The organism is Sphingobium herbicidovorans, from assembly GCF_002080435.1.
Lineage (GTDB): Bacteria > Pseudomonadota > Alphaproteobacteria > Sphingomonadales > Sphingomonadaceae > Sphingobium > Sphingobium herbicidovorans.
Genome location: NZ_CP020538.1, coordinates 2,100,592 through 2,123,813, shown reverse-complemented (window position 1 = coordinate 2,123,813; position 23,222 = coordinate 2,100,592). Strand labels below are relative to the sequence as shown.

Genomic DNA, 23,222 nt, shown 5'->3' with positions numbered 1-23,222 from the left:
AAGGGGGCTTAACGGCCCCCTTTTTATTCTTCCGATGGTCCCGTGCCTAGCGCCCGGCGCGGTGATTGAGGTCGTGGCCCAACGCCAACGTCGCGACGCCCAGCAGGGTATAGGCGCTTTCGATCCATCCATGGTCCAATGTCATCGCACCTGCCATGATCCCAAGACCCAGCGACCCGATCGCGGCGGGCATCATGAAGCGATGCCTGATGGCGCCGTGGCCCAACGCCACCGCCCCCAGCAGGATAGCCAGCACCAGCCCGACCTCATGAAAGAGAGGGTTCTCGAAAATGCCGCCGGCTGATGCAAGCACGCCCAGCACAATAGCGGTCCCGACACAATGCGCCGCGCACACGCCAGACAGCGCGATTGCAAGGCGATCGATGCGGCCGTTCGAAAGGCTGGAGTGGATGCTGATTGGCATGATGGCCGCTACATAAGTCAGCAAGCTTTAAGTTACAACATATCATATGACATATTCTATGATGGTGTAACGCGATCCATTTATTTGGACCCGGCCAAAGCTACGCCGCCAGACGCAGACAGTTCCGGCCGCTATGCTTGGCACGGTACAGCGCCTTGTCGGCGGCTTCCAATAGTTCGGCCCGGCCGCTTTTCCCGTCAAGTTCGACCAGGCCGGCACTGAACGTGACGGTGATTGTGTCTGACGCTTGGGCGCTGATGCGTTGGGCGGATACCATCTTGCGCAACCGCTCGCACACCATGCTTGCACGTTGAATATCGGTTCCGGTCAGGAGAATCGCAAACTCCTCCCCTCCCAGGCGACCGATGCTGTCGCCTCCGCGCAATCCGGGGCGCAGGCGCTCGACGAAGCCGGACAGCACCTTGTCCCCGACGCCATGACCGAAGCGGTCGTTGACGGACTTGAAATGGTCGATATCGATAAGCAGCAGGCAGGCTTGAGCGCCCCGCGCAACCCGCTGAATTTCCTGTTCCAGCTTTTCCAGGAACGCCCAGCGGCTATCGGCGCCGGTCAGCGTATCGACCGCCGCGACCCGTTGCAGAGCGCGCTGGCGGGCCTTGTGCCGCGACATGTCACGGACGGTGCTGACGACGCCGATAGGCAAGCCCTGTTCATCAAGCATGGCGCGCGTGACCATTTCACACCAATCAAGACCATCTGCGGTAATCGACGGACGGAACTCAACGGTCTGCACATCACCCGGCTGCGCTAGCGCGCGGCGGTGCGCGCGGATCACTTCGGCGCGGTCCTCAGGATCGACCAGGATCTCTGCCGGCCGACCGATGAGCGAGCCGGGAGCACAGCCAATCTGCTCGGCAGCGGAAGGCGAGGCATATTCGATAATCCCGTCCACACTGACGTTCAGCACTACGTCGCCGCTATGTTCGGCGATCGCGCGATATCGCGCCTCGCTCGCCTGAAGCATCTGGAACAGCCGACGCCGCCCATTGAGTTCCGCCGCTAGCGGCATGGAAAGCAGAAAGCTGAATGCCAGAAACACCTGGAACAATTGGGTGCGTTCCCCGATGCTGCCGGACACCATATTCAGCGGGCCATAGCCGGCCACCGTCGCCGCGCCACCGATAACCGCAAGCACCATCACGGATGCAGCCGCCCCAAGCGAGCCGACGCGGAAGGAGATCGCAACCAGAGGCAACAGCAGCAGGAAGAGCATCGGATAGCGCGCCAGAAAAAAGACATGTGCCGTCACGAGCGCGAAAATGGCGAGCAGCCCCAGCGCCTCCAACTTCTTCTTCTTCGGCGTTTCCTTTACCCAGCGGCTTACCTGCCCCTGCAGCAACATGGCGAGGATTGGCGTGCAGGTGAGACCACCCAGCACATGGCCGCTATACCATTGAAGCCAGGATGCCCCGAAATCCACCCGAGTCAGCGTAGCGGCGACGAGTGCAGCGCCCAGGCCCGCGATGATATTCGCGGGCACGCAAAGCGCGGCTATGAAGACCAGCAATGATCGTTTGGATCCATCCGCCAGATGCACGGGAATGAAGCGACGGCATAAAGTCGCTACGATCAGGGACTCGGCGATGTTGATGAGGGCCATCGGCAAAGCGGCCAGCGGTCCCATGCCAAACAGGGCCGTCGAAATCATGCTGGCTACGCCGCATGCCAGGATGACGCGCGGCCAATAGCTGGTTTTGGATGTTTGCAGTTCCGCCATCAGCAGCGCGTTGGCGGCCCATATGAACGCCAATCCACCTTCAAACCGCGAGCTGAGCAAGGCGATCGACGCCATGCAAAAATAGATCACGCCGGCAATCATCGGCGTCAGCGGGGAAGAAGGAGAACGTAGCGGCTCAGACATCACATTGCTGAGCTAGCCAATTATCGTTAAAATTAGATAACCGTAACGGACGCCCTGGACCGGCGCGCCACCTCTATTCGGTTACGCCTTTTCCAGCGTGCATTGAAGGGGGTGCTGATTCTGCCGGGCAAAGTCCATCACCTGATTGACCTTCGTTTCCGCCACCTCATAGCTGAAGATGCCGCACACGCCGACCCCGCGTTGATGGACGTGCAGCATCACGCGGGTCGCTTCTTCCATGTCCATGCGGAAGAATTGCTGCAGCACATGTACGACGAACTCCATCGGCGTGTAGTCGTCGTTCAGCATCAACACCTTGTAGAGCGAAGGCTTTTTCGTGCGTGATCGGGTCCGCGTGGCGATGCCCACATTGGGGCCGCCGGGGCCATCCCCCTGGTCGTCCTGATCCCTGCCCGCCATGGCGATGGGATATGCCGCTGTGCTGATGCTGCTCATGTCGGGTGAGAATATGGCGATTCCACCTGGCAAGGCAAGGGCGCAGGGCACAAGTCATCGCACCTTGTGCTGTAACCAACAGTGGCGGCGCCCGCCAAAGGCAGGAGCCGCCACATTTGTCCGTCGAAAGAGCGCCGCAGATCAGGCGGCGATCGACTTCACCTTGTCGGTCACCACGGTCACGCGAGCGGTGAGCGGCTGGGCTACGTCACCCGCCAGCTTGATCAGCGCTTCGCTGCTCTTGGCCGCTTCCTTGGTCAGCTCGTCGAAGCTGCTGGAGAAAAGCTGGCTCTGAAGCTGGAAGAACTCGGTGGGCGTCTTAACCGTGGAGAAGCTCTTGAAAGACGCCGTCGCCTTTTCAAAGCTCTTGCGGCTGTAATCGACAGCGTCCTGGCCCAGGGTCTCGATGCCCTTCGCGGCGATCTTGCCGGATTCGACCAGCGCCTCGACATTGCCCTTGGCGATGTCGCTCAACTCTTCAATCGCCTTGGTCGACTTTTCAACGCTGGCCTTCGCCTTTTCGTTGAAATCGGCATAAGCCGTTTCCAGCTTGACCTTGGTCTCTTCAGCGAACTTCTTTCCGGTTTCGATTACGTCGTTCATCATCTTGGTTCCTTCTGTGGCGGGCAGCGATTCGGGCTCTTTCGGCCCGGCCTTGGATGACAGGCTCTTGACTTCCATGGGTTCGACCTTTGCCTCTTCAACCAGCGGCGCCGGTGCCGAGGGCACAGGTTCGACCGCTGGCGGAGTGGCCGGTTCGGGCGCCGCATCGACGGCGGTGGTCGCAGCAGCGATTGCCGCCGGATTCACTTTGGCGGCAGGCGAGGGCTTGGGCGCAGCGGGCTTTTTGACGACTGCCGATTTTGCAGGCGGGGCGACTTTGGGACTGGTCCCAACTGCCGCTTCCGCAGCCTTGAGCGCTTCAGCTGCCGAAAGTGTTGACGAGGACTTCTTGATCCCCGGCTTGCGACGAGCTGGCTTTGGAGTCACGGCCATGAAACATCCTCCGTTGTTGCAGTGCACAATACACATGCCGCCACATGGACGCAAGTATTTTTGTGCAGTGCAGCAAAGCCGCTGCCGGGCGGAGCCTATGTTCAGATGATCATGGGCAAAAATAGAAGAAAGACAGGGCTCATCGCCCCTTTACGTAGCGTCCGGGCGCATCTTCGATAGACTTTAGTTTCCCGCCTCCGGGTACTCGGGCACCTTTGGTCGCCGCCACCGACGAATCACCCATGGACCGAATCCATTCGATCCAGTCCGGCCACCAGCTGCCCTTGGTTTCCTTCGCAGCTGCGACAAAGGCGTCCAGGCTGTCGGGCAGCTCATCACAGGTCCAATATTGATATTTGCCGGCCGCTGGCGGATTCACCACGCCCGCGATATGCCCCGACCCCGCAAGCAGAAAGCGCAACGGCCCGGAAAAATGCTGGGTCGCCTTCCACACGCTTTCGGCAGGCGCGATATGGTCCTCGCGCCCGGCCTGCACATAGGCGGGCGTGCGGATCTTCCCCAGGTCGATCGGGGTGCCATCCACGCTCAGCGCGCCCGGCTTCACCAGCAGATTATCGCGGTAGAGTTGGCAGAGATAATCCTTGTGCCAGCGCGCGGGCAGGTTGGTCGTGTCGCCATTCCAGTAAAGCAGGTCAAAGGGAGGGTAATCCTGCCCCAGCAGGTAATTGTTGACGACATAATTCCAGATAAGGTCACGCCCACGCAGCAGATTGAAGGTCGCGGCCATGTAACGCCCATCGAGGAACCCACCGGAAGACAACTGCTCCAGCAGCTTCATCTGATCACTGTCGATGAAGAGGCTTAGGTCGCCCGCCTCGCTGAAATCGACCTGCGCGGTAAAGAAGGTCGCGCTCGCCACCTTGTCCGCCTCGTCCCGCGCCGCCAGCAGCGCCAGCGTAGCGGCCAGCGTCGTGCCCGCCACGCAATAGCCGATGGTATGAACGCTGGGGACGGCCAGCAATTCGCGCACCGTGTCGATCGCATCAATCTGGCCGCGCAGGATATAATCGTCCCATATAAGGTCCTTCATCGACGCATCGGCCGATTTCCAGGACACCAGGAACACGCTCAACCCCTGATCGACCGCCCATTTCACGAAGCTCTTTTCAGGCGCCAGGTCCAGAATGTAGAAGCGGTTGATCCATGGCGGAAAGATTATCAGCGGGGTTTCCAGCACCTTCGCCGTACTCGGCGCATAATGGATCAACTGGTAAAGCGGCGTTTCCTTGATCACCTTGCCCGGCGTCGCGGCCAGGTTGCGGCCAACCTCGAACTGCGTGCCATCAGTGTGGGTAAGTTGCCCCTTTTCGATGTCGGCCAGCATATGCTGAAGGCCCTTCACCAGATTCTCGCCGCCGCTCTGCATCGTCTTTTCAATGACCAGCGGGTTGGTGAGCGGGAAATTGCTCGGCGCCATGGCATCGAGCAGGCCGTTGGTGGCGAAGCGCAGCTTTGCCTTCTGCTTGGGATCAACCCCGTCCACCGCATCGGTCATATTCAACAGATAATCGGACAGCAGCAGATAACTTTGCCGGATGAGGTCATAAAAGGGATGGTTGGTCCATGCGGGATCGGCGAAACGCCTGTCCTTGCGCGCCGCCGGGCTGCCGGGTGGCGGCGGTTCGGCCCGATCGCGCAGCATGCCGCCCGAATCCAGGAAGCGCTGCCACAAGGCAAGGCCCTCATTGGCGAAGCCTGTCTGGATGCGGGACACCATTTGCGGGTCGAAAGGCAACGTCCGGCCAGCAGCTCCAGCCGCCTGCTCCAGCATCAATTGCTGCGCGCGGCCAACCACTTCTGTCCATTGCTGCATCTGTTCCAGAGTCGGCAAATGCGGTTCATTGAGGTCTTGCGCTTCCATGGCCACCTTCCTGCTCCTGGCATCATCCTGCCCGCCGCTTTCACTGGCGCGAGACGGTTCGCCGGGTTATAGCCCAAGCGCGTCGCATCGAAAGCTGTCGCAGCACTATCCCCTACGGAGACCTTTCAGGAAAGCCCTATAATGTCCGAAGAATTCTACCGCATGAAGCGCCTGCCGCCCTATGTCATCGCCGAAGTCAACGCGATGCGGGCCGCCGCGCGAGCCGCGGGTGAGGACATTATCGACCTGGGCATGGGCAATCCGGATCTGCCCCCTCCCGACCATGTGATCGCCAAGCTGTGCGAAGTCGCGCAAAAGCCGAGCGCGCATGGCTATTCCCAGTCAATGGGCATACCCGGCCTTCGCCGTGCACAGGCGAACTATTATGGCCGCCGCTTTGGCGTCGATCTTGATCCGGAAACCGAAGTGGTCGTGACCATGGGGTCGAAGGAAGGTCTGGCGAGCCTGGCCACGGCGATCACCGCGCCCGGCGACGTCGTGCTGGCGCCCAATCCCAGCTATCCGATCCATATGTTCGGCTTCATCATAGCGGGCGCGACCATAAGGTCGGTTCCGACCACGCCGGACGAAAATTACTGGAAATCGCTGGAGCGGGCGATGGCCTTTACCGTGCCGCGCCCTTCGATTCTGGTGGTCGGTTATCCCAGCAATCCGACGGCGGAGACGGTGGACCTTGCCTTTTATGAGCGGCTGGTCGCCTGGGCGAAGGAAAACAAGGTCTGGATTCTTTCCGATCTCGCCTATTCCGAACTTTATTATGACGGCAATCCGACGCCCTCGATCCTGCAAGTGCCGGGCGCGAAGGATGTCGCCGTCGAATTCACATCGCTCAGCAAGACTTATTCCATGGCGGGCTGGCGCATCGGCTTTGCCGTGGGCAATCGCCAGCTGATCACGGCCTTGAAACGGGTGAAGTCCTATCTGGACTATGGCGCGTTCACGCCCATTCAGGCGGCTGCCTGCGCGGCGCTCAACGGGCCGCAGGACATCGTCCAGAAGAACCGCGAACTCTATCACAAGCGCCGCGACGTCATGGTCGAGGCGTTCAGCCGCGCGGGTTGGGAAATCCCCGCGCCCAAGGCGTCGATGTTCGCCTGGGCGCCACTGCCCCCCGCGCTCAAGGATATGGGCAGCCTGGAATTTTCCAAGCAGCTCCTCACCCACGCCAAGGTCGCGGTCGCCCCAGGCGTCGGCTATGGCGAGGACGGTGAGGGCTTCGTACGCATCGCGATGGTCGAAAATGAGCAGCGGCTGCGGCAGGCCGCGCGCAACATCAAACAATATCTGAAATCCATGGGCGTCAACACGCCCGCCAAGGGCGCTGCCTGACAGAAGGAAAAGACGGGTTGCAGGCGAGGCGCTGTCACCGATGATCCCCCTGCCCCAGGTCTCGCTCGTCTCGCAGACGATTCAACTTGCGTTGGCGCCGGTGTTCCTGCTCGCGGGCATCGGCGCTTTCCTCAACGTCTGCGTCGGGCGGCTTGCGCGTATCATCGACCGGGCAAGGCGGGTGGAGGAAAAGATCCTCAACTCGCGCGGCAAGGAACATGATCGCCTGGTAAGCGAAATTCGCGTGCTGGACCGGCGGATGAGCGTCGTCAACGCGGCGATCTTCCTCTCGGTCGTGTCTGCCTGCGCCGTTTGCCTGGTCGTCATCCTGCTGTTCGCGGGCAACCTGTTGAACGCGCATCTCGGTACGGCGATTGCCATCCTGTTCAGCCTTTCAATGCTGCTTCAGGCCGGGGCGTTTGCCACTTTCATTCAGGAAATCCGCCTCGCGTCACGCATCATCCACATCCGTAACGAAGTGCTCTATCACAAGGTTGATGAGGATGAGGCCGAATGACGAAGTTCACCGTCAATGATCGGCCTGTCCAATACAGGATGGATCCCGAAACGCCGCTGCTGTGGGCGCTGCGGGATGCGTCGAACCTCACGGGCGCCAAATATGGCTGCGGCACGGGCGATTGCGGCGCCTGCACGGTAGACATCGATGGTCAGGCGGTTCGATCCTGCCAGGTGTCGATCCGGGAAACCGAGGGCCGCTTCGTCACCACCATCGAAGGCCTTTCACCCGATCGCGGGCACCCGCTACAGCAGGTCTTCGCCGCCGACAACGTCTCGCAATGCGGCTATTGCGTGCCCGGCATGATCATGGCCGCCGCCGTGCTGCTGAAGCGTAACAATGATCCGGGCGACGAAGAGATAGACGCCGCGATCACCAATATCTGCCGCTGCGGCATCTATCCCCGGCTGCGGGGCGCGATAAGGCGCGCTGGCCGGATCATGCGGGGCGAGGAGCAGGTCGAGGCCGCACCCCCGCCTGGCGTCAAACCTGAAGACGCTGCCCGCACCGTTCCGGCGCTTCGCCGCCCCTGACCACGCTCAGCCGAAACGATAGGCCGATATGGGCCAGCCGCGCACTGCGCTATGATGGTCGATGCGGCCTGCGTCGTCCCCGCCCGCCCCCAGCGCCACCATCAACGGCAACAGATGTTCTTCGCGCGGATGAGCGAAGCGAGCCTCCGGCAGCGACTCCCACGCGGCGATGCGATCCGCGCGGCGTTCAACATCGCCATCGGTCACCGCGTCTGTCAGCGCTTCGTCCCACATGATCGAGGACGTTCTCGCCTCGGAGTCCCGCACGCGCATATTGTGAAAGCTCATGCCCGATCCGATGATTACCACGCCTTCGTCGCGCAGAGGCGCAAGCGCGCGGCCTGCGGCAATATGCGCCGCCGGGTCCAGGTCGGTGCGCAACGATAGCTGCACGACCGGAATGTCGGCCTGTGGCCGCGCGACCTTCATCGGAATGAATATGCCATGGTCCCAGCCCCGCTCGCTTTCCTCTGCGACGGCAAATCCACCTTGGCGGAGCAGGTCGGTTGCCCGCGCGGCGACGGCCGGGGCGCCCGGCGCGTCCCAGCGCAACGCGTAAGTGTGGGGCGGAAAGTTGTAATAGTCGAAAAGCAGCGCCGGCCTGTCTCCGCTGTGAACGGTAAATAGCGCTTCTTCCCAATGGGCCGAAACGATCAGCATCGCGCGGGGACGCTCAGGCAAGCTCTCGATCAATTGGGCGAGATAGTCCTGCATCGGTTGCCACATCGGATCGCACGACGGCCGATCCGGATTGACCGGGTCATTGAAGAAGCAGGGACCGCCGCCGTGCGGAATGTAAAAGCTCGGCTGTTTCATCCGCCGAACATCAGAGGGCGGACGGCCTCATGCAAGAGCGTGTCACGAAACAGTCGGTTTCTGCCGCGCTAACGACCTTGTCCGGCGATCATGGGTGCGATGGCCTGGCCCAGGGTCGTACCCGAATAGGGCTTCTTGATCAGGGTGATGCCGCTAAAGCGCTCAGGCAGGTCCAGCCCGTCCCCATAGCCCGTTGCAAACAGGAATCCGATGCCCCGCTCTGCCAGCAGGTCAGCGATCGGCAGACTCGTTTCAGTCCCCAGATTGAAGTCGAGCACGGCGAAATCAATGCGCCCCAGGTCGATGGCCTCCTTCGCCCGGCTGACGCTGGCGACCGTGACCACCTCTGCCCCCAGGTCGCACAGCGCATCCTCGCCATCCATGGCGATGATCATATTGTCCTCAACCAGCAGGACGTTGCGCCCTTTCAGCAGTTCCGGAGCGGGTGCAGCCGCTGGCTTTGCCCGTTCCGCGCCGACAACATCCGGTAGAACCGACACGATGTGCGCGGACGGAATACAGAAATGCGCTTCCACGCCCGCCAGGCGATAGGCGATTTCGGCCCTGCCATCCAGATCATAGGGTATCGACCGTTCGATCACGGTCGATCCAAAGCCCCGGCGGCTGGGAGCAACGACAGCGGGGCCTCCACTTTCCAGCCAATGCAGCAACAGGCTGCCGTCGGCATCCACATGCCAGTCGATCGCGACCGTTCCGCCGTCGGACAAGGCCCCATATTTCGCCGCATTGGTCAACAGTTCGTGGATGACCAGGGCCAGGACGGTAAAGGCCGACGGGGTCAACAGAACATTGGGGCCGGTCTGCTTAACCCGATCGCGCCGTTCGCCGAGATAGGCTCCAGCTTCCACTTCGATCAGATCCTGCAATCGGGCCGGAGCCCAGCGGTCAGCCGTGATCTGATCATGGGCGCGCGCCAACGCCTGAATCCGGCTTTCCAGCGTCGCGATGAATTCTTCCACCGAACGGGCGCTGTCCTTCGTTTGCGACAGCAGCCCCCGGATCAGCGACAATATGTTGCGGACCCGGTGATTGAGTTCAGCGATCAGCAATTCCTGTTTTTCGTGCGCCCTCTGCCGCTCCTCATTGGCCGAATCCGACAGGCGCAGGACGACTTCGAGCAAAGCGGTGCGCAGCGCTTCAGCCACGCGCAATTCTGCCGCGCTGAAGGGCAGCGCCGTCCCCTTCACCAGCTGCGACCATTCCTCAAAGCTCTTGCGGGGCGTCAGGCGGGGGCCGTTGGGGCCGTATTCAATGTGTTTTTCCTGGTTGCCGGCCCAGCGCACCGACCGCATCTGCTCAGCGCGAAACAGGACGACATAATCGCGCGGGCGACGGGACAGAGGAATCGCGAGCAGCCCGGCGGCCCGATCCGCATAGGCGGCGGCGTCCGGCATCAACCGAACAAGGCTGTCCGTGGTATAGACCTGACTTGCCGCCGCGCGATTAAGTACCCCGATGATCGCCACAAAGGCGGATTTGTCGGGCGTAAGTCCGGCCAGCGTCATTTCGCCATCGATGTAAACCCCGACCCCATCGGCGGGGATCGTGTCGAAGATGACGTCGCCCAGCCAGCGGGCGTTGGAAAGAAGGTCATGATCCTGCGCGATGGCAGACATCAATCGGTCGGCGACCTGTCGCGCCTTTCCTTCATAATCCGCCGTCTGCGCCCGCTCGCGGCTTTCCAGCATCATGGAAAAGATCTGGCCGAACAGTTCCGCCGCGCTGCGCTGGGCAAAACTGGGCAGGCGCGGACCATAATGATGGCAGGCGAACAAGCCCCACAGCCGACCCTCGACAATGATGGAGATGGAGAGTGAAGCCCCCACGCCCATATTGCCCAGATACTCGATATGAATTGGCGACACCGCGCGCAGCAGGCACAGCGACATGTCGAGCGCCACCCCGGCCGGATCAAGAACGGGGACGACAGGGACCGGCTTTGCCTGCACATCCGCGATGATGCGGAATATGTTACGCAAATACAGCGCACGGGCCTGTGCTGGAATATCGGACGCGGGATAATGAAGGCCGAAAAAGCTGTCGATGCCGGGGCGCAGCGCCTCCGCCACGACTTCCCCGTCGCCACCGTCCGAAAACTGATACACCATCACCCGGTCGAAACCGGTCACCGCCCTCACCTGCCGCGCGCCATCGCGCAGGAAAGCCGCCATGCTGTCCGTCTGCGCCAGTCGCGCGACCATGGATCGAACCATGCTGGTCGCCTCCATCTCATCGGCGCAGGCCGGTTCCGCCTCGATCACCACGAGCGACCCGGAAAAGTGAACCGCAATGTCGAAGGGCGGCTTTCCGTCAATCAGGCTCAGCGAAAATATCCGCTCGACCGCATCGGGACCGCGCAGCAATGTGATGCGATTGCGCAGCGAATGAATCGCTTCCCCGCGAAACAGGTCGCTGATCGGCCGACCGAGCATATCTTCCGGCGTCAGGCCGATAAAGTCTCCGCTATTGGCGGAAACGCGCGACACCAGCCAATCCGCGGTCAGCGCTACCAGAAATCCATAGGGCTGGATCGTGCCCGGAACATGAATAGGCTCCCGGTCGCAATTGCTGATATCGACGGCGAAGGCCGCCAAATTCGGATCATGGCCGTCAGCCACGCGTGCCGACCTGTTCCGCGGCGGCTCCGGCCGCGAACAAGGCGAAGGCTGCTTCCGCGCCCCGAATCGCGTCGTCGATCCACGCATCGCCGCCACCGTCCGCGGCCCGATCAAGCGCGTCCTGAAAGGCTATCCATCCGCCCTTGCCGTGCACCGACGATAGATAGGCGCGCGGCAGGCCCGGTGGCACGCGGCGCTCAAGCATCGCTCCCCCAAGCCGCGATCCTTCCAGCGCGTAAAGCGCGCCCCAGCGGAACGCCTCGCCACCCTGTCCCTCCACCGGCAGTGGGTCTGGCATCCGTTCGCCCAGCGCTGTCAGATCTTCCATCAAGTGCGGGAGGCGTGGAGCATCGGGCATGGCCAGTTGCTCCAAAGGCATGACCGCGCGCGCGTGCGCCTTCAGGAAAGCGCCATATCCAGCCGGAGAGTCGAAGGAAAATCCCGAAAACAGATCGTCGACGCGTTGATGGTTCGCCATAGTCGCGTCGCGAAGGGCCTGTCGGACGCGGCCAGCGTTGGACGTTCTTTTCACTGGTCGTTCCTAAAAGCTGTGAAACCTGTCTGCACTGATCTGGATCAGCTTTTCTTCCGGCAGGGAAGCGGTTGGTCGATTTTCTGCTGTAATGATCCGGGTCAGACCAGCAGCAAAGCCAGCCTTACCGCAACGATTCTTTCGGATAGCTGACAGAAGAGTTCAGCATCGCGACATCGCCATGGTCATAAAGCAGCAATATGCGGGGCATGATGCCCCTTTTGAAAGCGAAGATGATGCTGAAGAATTTGATGTTGGCGGGACTTATGTCCGCAACGGTTTTGGGCGGCATTGCTCCGGCTTACGCTCAAGGTCGGGAAGATGGATGGCGCGGTCGCAGCGAAGAGAGGGCCGGGCGCCCTGACGGCAACGCGCGCCGTGGCGGCGATCAGCGCGGTCCGCGCAGCGACGCCGGCGCACGCGATCAGGGGCAGCGCTGGCAGCAGCAGCGTCAGGCCGATCGCAGGCCGGCACAGCCGCAGGCTGACCGTCGGCAGCAGCAGCCTGACCGGCAATGGAACCGCGCTGAGGGCCGTGTCGCTGTGTCACGCGATGCCTTGCGCGGCGACGCGAGGGTCCGGGATCGTGCTGACAACGACCGCCGCCAATCGCGGGATGATCGCCGGACCAGCGGCCGTCAGGACTGGCGCGACAATCGCCAGGCGCAGCGCCCGGAATGGCGGGACAATCGCCGCGACAACCGGGTGAACAGCGGTGGCCATTGGCGTGGCAGTCTGGCCGACGCACGCCGCTTCGATGACCGGACGCGGTGGCACGGGCAGCGGCGCTGGGACAATGACTGGCGGCAGGATCGCCGATATGATTGGCGGAGCTACCGCTCGCGCTATAGCGATCGCTACCGGATCGGCCGCTATTATGCGCCGCGCGGATGGAGCTATGGTTACACCCGCTTTTCGACCGGGATCTTCCTGAACGGCCTGCTGTTTTCCAATAGCTACTGGATCAACGATCCCTATTCCTATCGTCTCCCCCCTGCCTATGGGACGCTGAGATGGGTCCGCTACTATGACGATGCCTTGCTGGTCGATATCCGCGATGGCTATGTCGTTGACGTGATCCACGAGTTCTTCTGGTAAGGCGAATGAACGATCCTCAATGATCTGCTGGGCCCGGAGCCATGTGCTTCGGGCTCATTTTCATTTACGAGAAACGAAAGGCCGGGGCAGGAAGCGGGCATGACGGATGTGATCGATGATGGCGGCATCGCTTCAAGCGTGCGGGCGCAAATCGGCGAGGCGGTGCGGACGAAGCTGGACCGCAACCCCATGGTCAGCCGCATCGACGCCCCCGGCCTCGAAATCTATGGCCGCCACAATTTCCTCAGTGCTGACGAGTGCGCGGCGCTGCGCGCAATGGTCGATGCCGACGCCCAGCCTTCCACATTGTTCTCCGGCAGCGCAAACCCCGAATACCGCACCAGCCACAGCTGCAATCTCGATCGATGGGATCCTCTGGTCGCCCGTATCAGCGATCGCATTTGCGCGCTGACCGGGCTGCCGCCGGAAAATGGGGAAACGCTGCAGGGGCAGCGCTATGCTCCGGGGCAGGAATATAAAGCGCATTGCGACTATTTCCCCGTCACCACCAGCTACTGGCCCGCGATGATGAAGACCGGGGGCCAGCGCAGCTGGACCGCCATGGTCTATCTGTCGCATGTGGAATCGGGGGGAGAGACGCACTTCCCACATTGCGAATTCATGGTGCCGCCAGTCGAAGGCATGATCCTCGTCTGGAACAATATGAAGCCGGATGGCGCACCCAATCCATTGAGCATTCACGCCGCACGCCCTGTTGAAAAGGGCACGAAATATGTGGTGACCAAATGGTTTCGGGAACGGCCCTGGACTTCCTGAACGGCGACGCCCTGCGTTCAGAGCGTGGTTACAATTCGCGACATAAATGACTGATTCCTGACAGTCCCGTTCTCGACCCATTCAGCGGCATGGCGGCATAAGCATGTCTGTTGGCAGCGGAACCCGCGCTTGGGAAACAGGTTTAGTTCCCCCGCCGGTTCAGTCCGCCAAGCTGATGGGAGAATATATATGCGTAAGTTTATCATCCTCGGGCTTATTGCCGCAACTGCGATGCCGACGGCTGTCATGGCCCAATCGCGCAGCGAGGTCCGTGACAGTGCGCGTGACCTGCGGCAGGAACAGCGGGAACTTCGCGATGCACGGCGCTACGGCGACCGCCGCGATGTGCGCGAACAGCGGCGCGACGTCCGCGACGCCAGGCAGGAACTGCGCGAAGACTGGCGCGACTATCGCCGCTCCCACCGCGACGTTTATCGCGGCGGCAACTGGCGGGCCCCGTTCCGCTACAATCGTTGGGAAGTCGGTTCGCGGTTGCGCCCGAACTACTACAACTCGCGCTACTATATCGCTGACCCGAATCGTTACCGCCTGCCCCGTCCGGGCAATCGGAACCTCCGCTGGGTAAGGCACTATAATGATGTGCTGCTGGTGAATGTTCGCAGCGGCCGGGTAATGCAGGTCCATCGTGGCTTCTTCTGGTAACGCCAGCATGATGTGAATGAAGGCGGCTCTGGGCACTCGCTCAGAGCCGCCGCGCTTATCGCGGCATTTCCATATATGGAGTGCGCCTGGGCCTCGCTCAGCAAGACGAAGAGTTGATTTCAAGAAGCCCCTTGGCCGCGCCGCTCGTCTCCGAGCAGGCGCGGCCGATGACGCACTCAAGGCGCGCCATCAGTCCGAAAGGGGGTGGACCAGAGCAAGAACGCTTGGACGCCCCGAATGTTCCGGTTCAGCCCAGCGATTCGGCGATCAGGCGGCGGCTGTTTTCGATGCCATAAAGCGCGATGAAACTGCCCATTCGCGGGCCCTGATCCGCACCAAGCAGCGTCTGGTACAGCGCCTTGAACCAGTCACGAAGTTCGGCAAAACCATAGGTTTCGTCCTTGCCCAGAGCATAGATGATGTTCTGGATATCCTCGGCGCTTGCATCCGCTGGCAACGCCGCCAGTTCCTCGTCCAGTTTGCGCAGGGCTGCTGCCTCATTGGCTTCCGGCGCCCGGCGCTTGAGCGTCGGCGCTACGAAATCGCGGTGATAGGCAAGCGCATGGCCGATCAGCGCATCCAGCTCCGGATAGGTTTCGGCGCTGGCGTCCTCAACATAGTTGCGCAGATAGCCCCAGACCTGATCACGGCTGGCATCGCCCATCACACCGACCAGGTTCAGCAGCAGACCGAACGTGACCGGCAACTTGCCATCCGGCAGCTTCCCGTCATGGATGTGATGGACGGGGTTTCCGAGCTGCTGCTCGATCGCCTGATTGGGATAGTTGCCCCGGAACTGCCAATATTCGTCCACCGCGCGGGGGATGACGCCCATGTGCAACTGCTTGGCCTTCTTCGGCTCGCGGTAGGCGTAGAAAGCCAGGCTTTCCTGCGGACCATAGGTCAGCCATTGTTCAAGGCTGAGGCCATTGCCCTTGGACTTGGAGATTTTCTCCCCCTTCTCGTCCAGGAACATCTCATAGTTAAAGCCTTCGGGCGGGCGAGCGCCAAGCGCGCGGCAGATTTTCGACGACTGGGTGACGGAATCGATAAGATCCTTGCCCGCCATCTCATAATCGACGCCCAGCGCGACCCAGCGCATCGCCCAATCGACCTTCCATTGCAACTTGGCCCCACCCGACAGGATCGACTGTTCGACGATCTCGCCTTCATCCTCGAACCTGACGATCCCGGCGTCGGCGTCGAGCACCTCGACCGGCACCTGCAACACGACACCGTTCTTCGGGCTGATCGGCAGGACCGGCGAATAGGTAGCCTGCCGCTCCTTGCGCAGCGTTGGCAGCATGATGTCCATGATGTCCTGATAATGGCGCAGGACATTTTTCAGCGCGTCGTCGAACGCGCCAGACTTGTATCGGTCGGTGGCCGAAACAAACTCATATTCAAAGCCGAACCGATCGAGAAAGTCGCACAGCATCGCATTATTGTGATGCGCGAAACTCTCGAACTTCTCGAACGGATCAGGCACCTGCGTCAGCGGCTTGCCCAGATACTCGATCAGCATCGCCTGGTTGGGCACATTGTCGGGCACCTTGCGCAGCCCGTCCATGTCGTCGCTAAACGCGATCAGCCGGGTCGGTATGTCCGACAGCGCGTGATAGGCGTTGCGAACCATGGTGGTGCGCAGCACTTCGTTGAATGTGCCGATGTGCGGCAGGCCCGAAGGACCATAGCCGGTTTCGAACAGGATATGCCCTTTATCGGGCGCGCCATTCTGGTAACGCTTCAGCAGCTTGCGCGCTTCTTCATAGGGCCAGGCCTTCGACGCCTGCGCGGCGGTGCGGAGAATATCGGACACGGTCATGGTGCAAGCCCCTAGCTCCGCGCGGGACGAAATGGAACGCCTTTCCGTGCTCGTGCGGCATTGGTGGATTGGGTCGCCGCATAAGCTGAACCGATCCTTTTTCCAGTTTCTCTTTTGTTCCTGCTCGCCTAAGCCGGTCGAGTGATTGATCCTGCCGCCCTGCCTGCCCTTCACGCCAGTCACGGCGGCATCTGGCTGCGCGAAGGCGGCTCGACGCAGGCGGTGGCCAAGGGCGCCGCGATCGCCCGCGCGGCGGAAACGCCCACCCTGCTGCTCAACGCGCCGCTCACCGGCCAGCGGCTGGGCTATCCTGACCTCAATGGCCTCGATCTGCTGGAGCTATGGGCCTTCGTTCATCCGGCACGCTTCCTCGTGCCGACGCCGAAGGGGCTGGCCGAAGCGCTGGAGCTGAAACGTCCGGCGACCGAAGCGGACATCCCCCAACTGCTGCAAAGCGCGACGGCGGCGCTACTCGACACGCTCGGCTCCCCCAACTGGCTGGAGCGGGAGGGTGGCTGGACCTCGGCCCAGTCGCTGCACCGGCTGCGCTGGCCATGGGCGCCCCTTGTCGCCCCGCGCATCGCCCGGCCCGCACAAGCGGAGCGGTGGCTCTTCTCCCGCCTCCCCGAATGGGAGGAAGCTCAGCCCAGACCGGCCCCGCGCACCGTTTCCCTCAACGATCAGGCGGTGTTGGCGCGGCTGGTGCATCTGACCGGCAGCGGCGCGGAAAGCCGTCCCGGCCAGCGCGCCTATGCCGCCGCCGCCGTAGAAAGTTTCCGCCCGCGCAAGCATCGCGACCAGCCCAACATGCTGCTTGCCGAAGCGGGCACGGGCATCGGCAAGACGCTGGGCTATCTCGCGCCCGCATCCCTCTGGGCGTCAGAGGCTCAGGGCACGGTCTGGATATCCACCTATACAAAGGCGCTTCAGCGGCAGCTGGACCGCGAATCCCTGCGCCTCTTTCCCGATCCTGCTGTGGCGGCGCGGCGGGTAGTCGTCCGCAAAGGGCGCGAAAATTATCTCTGCCTGCTGAACCTGGAGGATGCGTTGCAAGGCGGCTTTGCCGGGCGAGCCGCTATCCTGGCCCAACTGGTCGCGCGCTGGGCTGCGTTCAGCAAGGATGGCGACATGATCGGCGGCGACCTGCCCGGCTGGCTGCCGACGCTGTTCCGGCGCAACGGATCGACCGCGCTCACCGACCGGCGCGGCGAGTGCATCTATGCGGGCTGCCCGCACTATCGCAAATGCTTCATCGAACGATCCGCTCGCGCGTCGGCCGATGCGGACATCGTCATCGCAAATCACGCGCTGGTGATGATCAACGCCGCGCGGGGGCGCGAAACGGGCCAGCGGCCGCAACGCATCATCTTCGACGAGGGGCATCATCTCTTCGACGCTGCGGACTCCACCTTTTCGGTCGCGCTGTCCGGGCATGAGGCGATCGAACTGCGGCGATGGGTGATGGGACCAGAGGGCAATTCGCGCGGTCGCCGCCGGGGCCTTGCCGCGCGGCTGTCCGACCTCGCCAGCTATGATGAGGAAGGCGGCGAGGCGATCCGGGCCGCAGCCGACGCCGCGCGCGCTTTGCCGGCCGATGAATGGCTTAAGCGCATTGTCGCGGGCGAACCGTTCGGGCCGCTTGAAGAGTTGCTCGCCGCCGTGCGGGGCACCGTCTATGCCCGCGCCGCGGACATGGGTGACGCGGATGCGGGGTACGGGCTGGAAACGGAACTGACCGAACCGGATGGCCCGCTGGTCGAAGCGGCGCAGGAAGCGGCGCTTGCCCTCGATGGCCTGTTGCGTCCGCTCACCCGCCTCGCCAAGCGGCTGGAAGCGGTGATAGAGGATGCGCCCGACTGGCTGGACGGCGCAGCCCGCGCCCGCATCGAAGGGGCGATTGCCTCGCTCGGCTGGCGGCGCGACCTGCTTGCTGCCTGGCTGGCGCTGCTCGCGCGGATCGGCGGCCCTGCGGACGCCGACTTCGTCGATTGGATGACCGTTGACCGGATCGAAGGGCGAGAATTCGATATCGGCATTCATCGCCACTGGCTCGATCCCACCCGGCCGCTTGCCGAAACGGTGCTGAAACCGGCGCAGGGCGTGCTCATCACATCGGCAACGCTAAAAGGCGGCGGCGATTGGGACAATGCCGAAAGCCGCAGCGGGGCAAGCCACCTGCCCCATGGCGCGCAGCAGTTTGAGGCGCACAGTCCGTTCGACTATGCCGACCGCGCCGAAGTGCTGATCGTGACCGACATCAAGCGTGGCGACATAGCCGCGCTGTCGGGCGCCTATGGACGGCTGATCGAGGCAGCGGGCGGCGGCACGCTCGGCCTGTTCACCGCCATCCGGCGTTTGCGCGCCGTCCACGCCCGAATCGCCGATCGCCTGGCACGTGCCGGGCTGCCGCTTTACGCGCAGCATGTCGATCCGATGGACACCGGCACGCTGATCGACATTTTCCGCGACGATCCGCGCGCATCGCTGCTCGGCACCGACGCCCTGCGCGACGGCGTCGATGTGCCGGGTCATTCGCTGCGGCTGGTGGTGATGGAGGGCGTGCCATGGTCCAAGCCGACGGTGCTGCACGCCGCACGCCGCCTGGCCGGAGGCGGCGCAGCCTATGACGACCGGCTGATCCGCGCCCGGCTCGCGCAGGCATTCGGCCGCCTTATCCGCCGCGCCGAGGATCGCGGCAGCTTCGTCATCCTGTCTGCCGCCATGCCCAGCCGCTTGCTGAGCGCCTTTCCGGCAGGCACGCCAATCCGCCGCATGACGCTGGACGAAGCGATCATCGCGGTCAGCGCCCATTCCCGTGCTGGTCTTGGCGACAGCATGGCGCTAGGGCATCAGGGAGTCGAATCCGGCACCCTCGACCTGGAGCAAAAATGAAGCGGTTGACCCTGTTGCGCCATGCCAAGTCCGATTGGGATGACCCGGTCGAGCGCGACTTCGACCGTCCGCTTAACCGGCGAGGGGAAAAGGCGGCGCTGTTGGTCGGTCAGTTTGCCCGCAACCGCAAGATGCAGTTTGACCTGTTGATCGCCTCTCCCGCCACGCGGGTCGTGCAGACTCTCGACACTTTTCTGGATGGCTATGGCAATCCGTTGGAGCCCCATTGGGACCGGCGCATCTACCTGGCGTCCGTTGCGACTCTGATGGACGTCATTCGCGATCTGCCCGACAGGGCGGACAACGTCATCATGGCAGGGCATAATCCGGGACTTGAAGAATTGATCCTGGAACTGGTGCCCGATGACGGCGCCAGCCCTTTGCGCGAGGATGTGGAGGTCAAGTTCCCGACCGCCAGCCTCGCCGTGATGGATCTGGCCATCGACCATTGGGCGGACGTCCGGCAGGATACCGCAACGCTGGTCAGCTTTACGCGTCCGCGCGACCTTGATCCGGCCTTGGGTCCGGGTTCCCGCTGAAAGGCGGCGTCATGACGCCGATCCATTGGCGCCGGGCTGTTCCGTCAGACGCCCCGGCGCTTTCCCTCTTGGGCGGCGCGACTTTTCTCGCAAGTTTCGCCCACGACCACCCCGGGCCCGCGCTGATCGCCCACATTCAGGTGGCGCATGCGGAAAGCTATTATCGGGTCGCGCTTCATGATCCGGCGCAGCACCTGTTGATCGGCGAAACGCCGCTGGGCGCGCCCGTGGGCTATGCGATGCTGACGCCCCCGGACCTTCCCATTTTCACCGACGAACGCGATGATGTCGAAATCAAGCGGATCTATCTGCTCGGGCCATGGCAAGGCGGCGGCCGGGGCGACGCCTTGATGGAATTGCTTGCCGATCATGCTCGCCATCGCGGCGCGAAGCGGATGCTGCTCGCCGTCTATCCGCAAAATGACCGCGCGCGCCGCTTCTATGCACGGCATGGATTTCAGGAAATCGGCGAAACCACATTCATGGTGGGCGATGTTCCGTTCCGCGATCTTATATATGCGCGGACGCTCTGATCTTCATTCACCGATCGCGCGGGCTAGCGTCGCCCGGATGGCCTGCAAGCGATGGAGCAACGCTCCGGACGTCCCTGTTGCCGCTGTTGAAGGTTGCGTGGGAGCATCGGGGCCAGACCTTGCGTCAGCCGCCACCCCATTCTCGGCCAGCGCCTTTTGCGCACCGCGTACGGTAAAGCCTTCCACATTCAGCAGATGGTTGATCCGCCGCACCAACGCCACATCTGCGGGGCGATAATAGCGGCGGTTGCCCGAACGCTGCAGCGGCCGCAACTGCGGAAAACGGGTTTCCCAATAGCGCAGGATATGCTGCGGAAGCCCAAGCTCTCCCGACAGTTCGCTTATCGTCAGGAATGCGCCCTCTACCTTTGCCATGGGCGCGATGTTGCACTCATCAAAGCGCAAAGGTCAACCATTGGAAAGGACCGCAGAAGGTGACGCGATCGTTTCAGGAAGCGGCGACGCGGTCCCGCATGGTCTGGCTGGCGCGAAAGGTCAGAACCCGGCGCGGTTCAATCGGCACCTCTACACCCGTCTTGGGATTGCGGCCCATGCGCTGTGTCTTGTCGCGCAGCACGAAGGTACCAAAGCTCGAGATTTTCACATTTTCGCCGCGTTCCAGAGCAGATGTCATATGCTCCAGAATGGATTCGATCAGGGCGGCCGCCTCGGATCGTGAGAGGCCAATATGACGATTTACGCTTTCCGCGAGATCCGCACGCGTCAGGGTAGCATGACCAGTCATCGAACGTCCCCACCTTCATCCGCCGGGTTGATGCGGACGATAATAGTAAATTCTGCGATAACCCGAGTGATTCTGCAAGATGACTCGTAAAACTCTGTAAAAAATTATGCGCAAATGAAAGGGTTTAGACCCGCAGAACGCAAGCGCCCCAGGTAAAGCCCCCGCCCATCGCCTCCAGCACCAGCAAATCACCAGCCTGCACCCGGCCGTCGCGAATGGCTACGTCAAGCGCCAACGGCACCGATGCGGCGGAAGTGTTCGCGTGACGATCGACTGTCATGACCACGCGATCGGGCGAAAGCTTCAGCTTGCGGGCCGTCGCGTCCAGGATGCGCGCATTGGCCTGGTGCGGGATCAGCCAGTCGATATCGGCCGTGCTGAGGTCGGCCATTGCCATGACTTCGGTCAGGACTCCGGCAAGGTTCACGACCGCATGGCGGAACACCTCCTGCCCCTTCATGCGCAGCTTGCCGACGGTCTGGGTCGTTGAGGGGCCGCCATCGACGTAGAGCAGCTGGTTATGCCGTCCGTCGGCGTGCAGCTTGGCCGCCAATATGCCTCGCGCGCCGTCCGCACTTTCCTCACCGCCCAGCACGATCGCCCCGGCGCCGTCGCCGAACAACACGCAGGTCGTACGATCTTCCCAATCAAGAATGCGGCTGAACGTCTCCGATCCGATCACCAGCGCGCGATTTGCCGCGCCCGAACGGATCATGCTGTCCGCGACGGTGACCGCATAAAGGAACCCTGAGCAGACGGCGGCGACGTCGAATGCGACACAATCGTCGATGCCCAGCGCCGCCTGAACCAGGGTGGCGCTGGCCGGAAAAGTCTGGTCGGGCGTAGCGGTCGCCAGGATGATGAGGTCGATGTCCTGCGCGGTCAGGCCCGCAGCGTCCAGCGCCGCCCTGGCCGCATCGGTCGCCAGGGTGGCCGTCGTTTCACCGTCACCAGCGATGTGCCGGTTGCGGATGCCAGTGCGCTCGACGATCCACTCGTCGCTGGTATCGACGGTCTGCGCCAGTTCAGCGTTGCTGACCGCACGGACCGGAAGCGCGGACCCGGTGCCCAGAAGAATCGATCTGCGGATCACTTGGCGGCAAGCTCCTGTTTGGACGCGACGGCCGACAGCGCACTCACGCCCGCCATGTCGGCAGCGATGCGCCGGGTAATATCCTCTTCCAGCAGGCGCGCGGCGACATGCACGGCATTGGCCACACCCTTGTCGTTCGCACTGCCATGGCTCTTAACCACCACACCATTCAAGCCCAGAAACACTGCGCCATTATGATTGTTGGGGTCCAGATGATGCTTCAGCAGGTGCATCGCCGGCTTGGAAATCAGGAAGCCGATCTTCGACCGGATCGAACTGGTAAAGGCCGTGCGCAGCAGATCGGTGACGAAGCGCGCCGTACCTTCCGCGGTCTTGAGCGCGACATTGCCGGAAAAACCATCACTGACGATGACGTCGGCCTCGCCCCGCCCGATCTTGTCGCCTTCGGTGAAACCATCAAAGGACAGCGGCAGGTTGGTCGCAGCGCGCAACATGGCGGCAGCGTCACGGATTTCCTCCGTGCCCTTCATGTCTTCGGTGCCGATGTTCATCAACCGTACGCGAGGGCGTTCCAGATCGAACGCGATCCGGGCATAGGCAGCGCCCATGACCGCGAACTGCACCAGATTGCGGGCGTCACATTCCGTGTTCGCGCCAAGGTCCAGCATGACCACGTCATTCGCGCCAAGCGTCGGCAGCAGCGCAGCCAGCGCCGGGCGATCGACGCCGGGCATGGTGCGCAGCGCGAGCTTCGCCATCGCCATCAAGGCGCCGGTGTTGCCGGACGAAACGGCAGCGCCAGCCTCGCCCGCCTTCACCGCCGCGATGGCCATGCTCATGGAGCTGGCCTTCTTGCGGATGGCGACGCTTGGCTTGTCCCCGGCGGCCACAACATCGCTGGCATGCACCACTTCGGAAGCGGCGCGCAGATTCGGATGATGATCGAGCGCGGCCTTGATCCGCGTCTCGTCTCCAAAAAGGGTGAAGCGCAGCCCTTCATGACGGTGACGGGCGAGCGCCACGCCCGCCATCATCACGCGCACGCCTTCATCCCCGCCCATCGCGTCGAT

22 protein-coding genes are annotated in these 23,222 nt (G+C 62.5%); 9 read left to right on the top strand and 13 right to left on the bottom strand.

Annotated elements, in window-relative coordinates:
• Window positions 1–46: 46 nt before the first annotated feature.
• The 5 genes from B6S01_RS10340 to B6S01_RS10320 form a co-directional block, all read right to left on the bottom strand.
• On the bottom strand, window positions 47–424 hold the full coding sequence (locus tag B6S01_RS10340) for a MerC domain-containing protein (protein WP_037465590.1): 378 nt from the start codon (window positions 422–424) through the stop codon (window positions 47–49).
• Between the two features lie 100 nt (window positions 425–524).
• Window positions 525–2,306 carry a sensor domain-containing diguanylate cyclase gene (locus tag B6S01_RS10335; RefSeq protein ID WP_037465474.1) on the bottom strand — a complete coding sequence of 594 codons (1,782 nt, stop codon included), beginning with the start codon at window positions 2,304–2,306 and terminating at the stop codon, window positions 525–527.
• An 81-nt stretch (window positions 2,307–2,387) separates the two neighbouring features.
• On the bottom strand, window positions 2,388–2,762 hold the full coding sequence (gene clpS / locus B6S01_RS10330) for an ATP-dependent Clp protease adapter ClpS (RefSeq protein WP_037465476.1): 375 nt from the start codon (window positions 2,760–2,762) through the stop codon (window positions 2,388–2,390).
• A gap of 141 nt (window positions 2,763–2,903) precedes the next feature.
• Window positions 2,904–3,758, bottom strand: a complete 855-nt coding sequence (locus tag B6S01_RS10325) for a phasin family protein (protein ID WP_037465479.1) — start codon at window positions 3,756–3,758, stop codon at window positions 2,904–2,906.
• A 139-nt stretch (window positions 3,759–3,897) separates the two neighbouring features.
• The gene (locus B6S01_RS10320) at window positions 3,898–5,640 is read right to left on the bottom strand and encodes a PHA/PHB synthase family protein (protein ID WP_037465482.1); all 1,743 of its coding nucleotides are present in this window, start codon (window positions 5,638–5,640) and stop codon (window positions 3,898–3,900) included.
• 141 nt (window positions 5,641–5,781) lie between these two features.
• Here B6S01_RS10320 and B6S01_RS10315 point away from each other — a divergent pair, with 141 nt between their 5' ends.
• Genes B6S01_RS10315 through B6S01_RS10305 form a run of 3 tightly spaced genes read left to right on the top strand, consistent with a single transcriptional unit; the run spans window position 5,782 to window position 8,040 of the window.
• Window positions 5,782–6,990 carry an LL-diaminopimelate aminotransferase gene (locus B6S01_RS10315; RefSeq protein WP_037465485.1) on the top strand — a complete coding sequence of 403 codons (1,209 nt, stop codon included), beginning with the start codon at window positions 5,782–5,784 and terminating at the stop codon, window positions 6,988–6,990.
• Between the two features lie 40 nt (window positions 6,991–7,030).
• Window positions 7,031–7,507, top strand: a complete 477-nt coding sequence (locus B6S01_RS10310) for a DUF2721 domain-containing protein (RefSeq protein WP_037465487.1) — start codon at window positions 7,031–7,033, stop codon at window positions 7,505–7,507.
• Window positions 7,504–8,040 carry a (2Fe-2S)-binding protein gene (locus tag B6S01_RS10305; protein WP_037465490.1) on the top strand — a complete coding sequence of 179 codons (537 nt, stop codon included), beginning with the start codon at window positions 7,504–7,506 and terminating at the stop codon, window positions 8,038–8,040. The genes B6S01_RS10310 and B6S01_RS10305 overlap by 4 nt, the downstream gene beginning before the upstream one ends.
• A 6-nt stretch (window positions 8,041–8,046) precedes the next feature.
• Here B6S01_RS10305 and B6S01_RS10300 read toward each other — a convergent pair whose 3' ends face one another.
• The 3 genes from B6S01_RS10300 to B6S01_RS10290 form a co-directional block, all read right to left on the bottom strand.
• Window positions 8,047–8,856, bottom strand: a complete 810-nt coding sequence (locus tag B6S01_RS10300) for a DODA-type extradiol aromatic ring-opening family dioxygenase (RefSeq protein ID WP_037465493.1) — start codon at window positions 8,854–8,856, stop codon at window positions 8,047–8,049.
• 68 nt (window positions 8,857–8,924) lie between these two features.
• Window positions 8,925–11,495: an HWE histidine kinase domain-containing protein gene (locus tag B6S01_RS10295; protein ID WP_037465496.1), complete on the bottom strand. Its 2,571-nt coding sequence runs from the start codon at window positions 11,493–11,495 to the stop codon at window positions 8,925–8,927.
• Window positions 11,488–11,973 carry a biliverdin-producing heme oxygenase gene (locus B6S01_RS10290; RefSeq protein ID WP_051908234.1) on the bottom strand — a complete coding sequence of 162 codons (486 nt, stop codon included), beginning with the start codon at window positions 11,971–11,973 and terminating at the stop codon, window positions 11,488–11,490. Before B6S01_RS10290 ends, B6S01_RS10295 begins: the two co-directional genes overlap by 8 nt.
• 287 nt (window positions 11,974–12,260) lie before the next feature.
• Here B6S01_RS10290 and B6S01_RS10285 point away from each other — a divergent pair, with 287 nt between their 5' ends.
• The 3 genes from B6S01_RS10285 to B6S01_RS10275 all read left to right on the top strand — a co-directional run bounded on the left by B6S01_RS10285 (window position 12,261) and on the right by B6S01_RS10275 (window position 14,564).
• Window positions 12,261–13,124, top strand: coding sequence for an RcnB family protein (locus B6S01_RS10285; RefSeq protein WP_037465593.1), 864 nt, complete (start codon window positions 12,261–12,263; stop codon window positions 13,122–13,124).
• Window positions 13,125–13,223: 99 nt separating this feature from the next.
• Window positions 13,224–13,901 carry a 2OG-Fe(II) oxygenase gene (locus B6S01_RS10280; RefSeq protein WP_037465498.1) on the top strand — a complete coding sequence of 226 codons (678 nt, stop codon included), beginning with the start codon at window positions 13,224–13,226 and terminating at the stop codon, window positions 13,899–13,901.
• 189 nt (window positions 13,902–14,090) lie between these two features.
• The gene (locus B6S01_RS10275; RefSeq protein WP_037465500.1) at window positions 14,091–14,564 is read left to right on the top strand and encodes an RcnB family protein; all 474 of its coding nucleotides are present in this window, start codon (window positions 14,091–14,093) and stop codon (window positions 14,562–14,564) included.
• Between the two features lie 247 nt (window positions 14,565–14,811).
• Here the strand turns inward: B6S01_RS10275 and B6S01_RS10270 are convergent, their stop codons facing one another.
• Complete coding sequence (locus B6S01_RS10270; RefSeq protein WP_037465508.1) at window positions 14,812–16,389, bottom strand: lysine--tRNA ligase; 1,578 nt, start codon at window positions 16,387–16,389, stop codon at window positions 14,812–14,814.
• Window positions 16,390–16,530: 141 nt separating this feature from the next.
• On the opposite strand from B6S01_RS10270, the gene B6S01_RS10265 reads away from it, so the two are divergent.
• From B6S01_RS10265 to B6S01_RS10255, 3 genes are read left to right on the top strand one after another with little or no spacing between them, the layout of a single operon-like run.
• Window positions 16,531–19,281 carry an ATP-dependent DNA helicase gene (locus B6S01_RS10265; protein WP_037465509.1) on the top strand — a complete coding sequence of 917 codons (2,751 nt, stop codon included), beginning with the start codon at window positions 16,531–16,533 and terminating at the stop codon, window positions 19,279–19,281.
• The gene (locus tag B6S01_RS10260; protein ID WP_037465512.1) at window positions 19,278–19,820 is read left to right on the top strand and encodes a SixA phosphatase family protein; all 543 of its coding nucleotides are present in this window, start codon (window positions 19,278–19,280) and stop codon (window positions 19,818–19,820) included. Before B6S01_RS10265 ends, B6S01_RS10260 begins: the two co-directional genes overlap by 4 nt.
• Window positions 19,821–19,831: 11 nt before the next feature.
• On the top strand, window positions 19,832–20,353 hold the full coding sequence (locus B6S01_RS10255; protein ID WP_037465514.1) for a GNAT family N-acetyltransferase: 522 nt from the start codon (window positions 19,832–19,834) through the stop codon (window positions 20,351–20,353).
• A 3-nt stretch (window positions 20,354–20,356) separates the two neighbouring features.
• Here B6S01_RS10255 and B6S01_RS10250 read toward each other — a convergent pair whose 3' ends face one another.
• From B6S01_RS10250 to plsX, 4 genes are all read right to left on the bottom strand, one after another.
• Entirely contained in the window at window positions 20,357–20,728 is a 372-nt protein-coding gene (locus B6S01_RS10250; RefSeq protein ID WP_037465595.1) for a MerR family transcriptional regulator, read from the bottom strand.
• 73 nt (window positions 20,729–20,801) lie between these two features.
• Entirely contained in the window at window positions 20,802–21,098 is a 297-nt protein-coding gene (gene ihfA / locus B6S01_RS10245) for an integration host factor subunit alpha (RefSeq protein ID WP_037465517.1), read from the bottom strand.
• Window positions 21,099–21,222: 124 nt separating this feature from the next.
• Complete coding sequence (locus B6S01_RS10240; RefSeq protein WP_037465518.1) at window positions 21,223–22,191, bottom strand: beta-ketoacyl-ACP synthase III; 969 nt, start codon at window positions 22,189–22,191, stop codon at window positions 21,223–21,225.
• Window positions 22,188–23,213 carry a phosphate acyltransferase PlsX gene (plsX, locus tag B6S01_RS10235; RefSeq protein ID WP_037465520.1) on the bottom strand — a complete coding sequence of 342 codons (1,026 nt, stop codon included), beginning with the start codon at window positions 23,211–23,213 and terminating at the stop codon, window positions 22,188–22,190. Before plsX ends, B6S01_RS10240 begins: the two co-directional genes overlap by 4 nt.
• Between the last annotated feature and the right edge of the window lie 9 nt (window positions 23,214–23,222).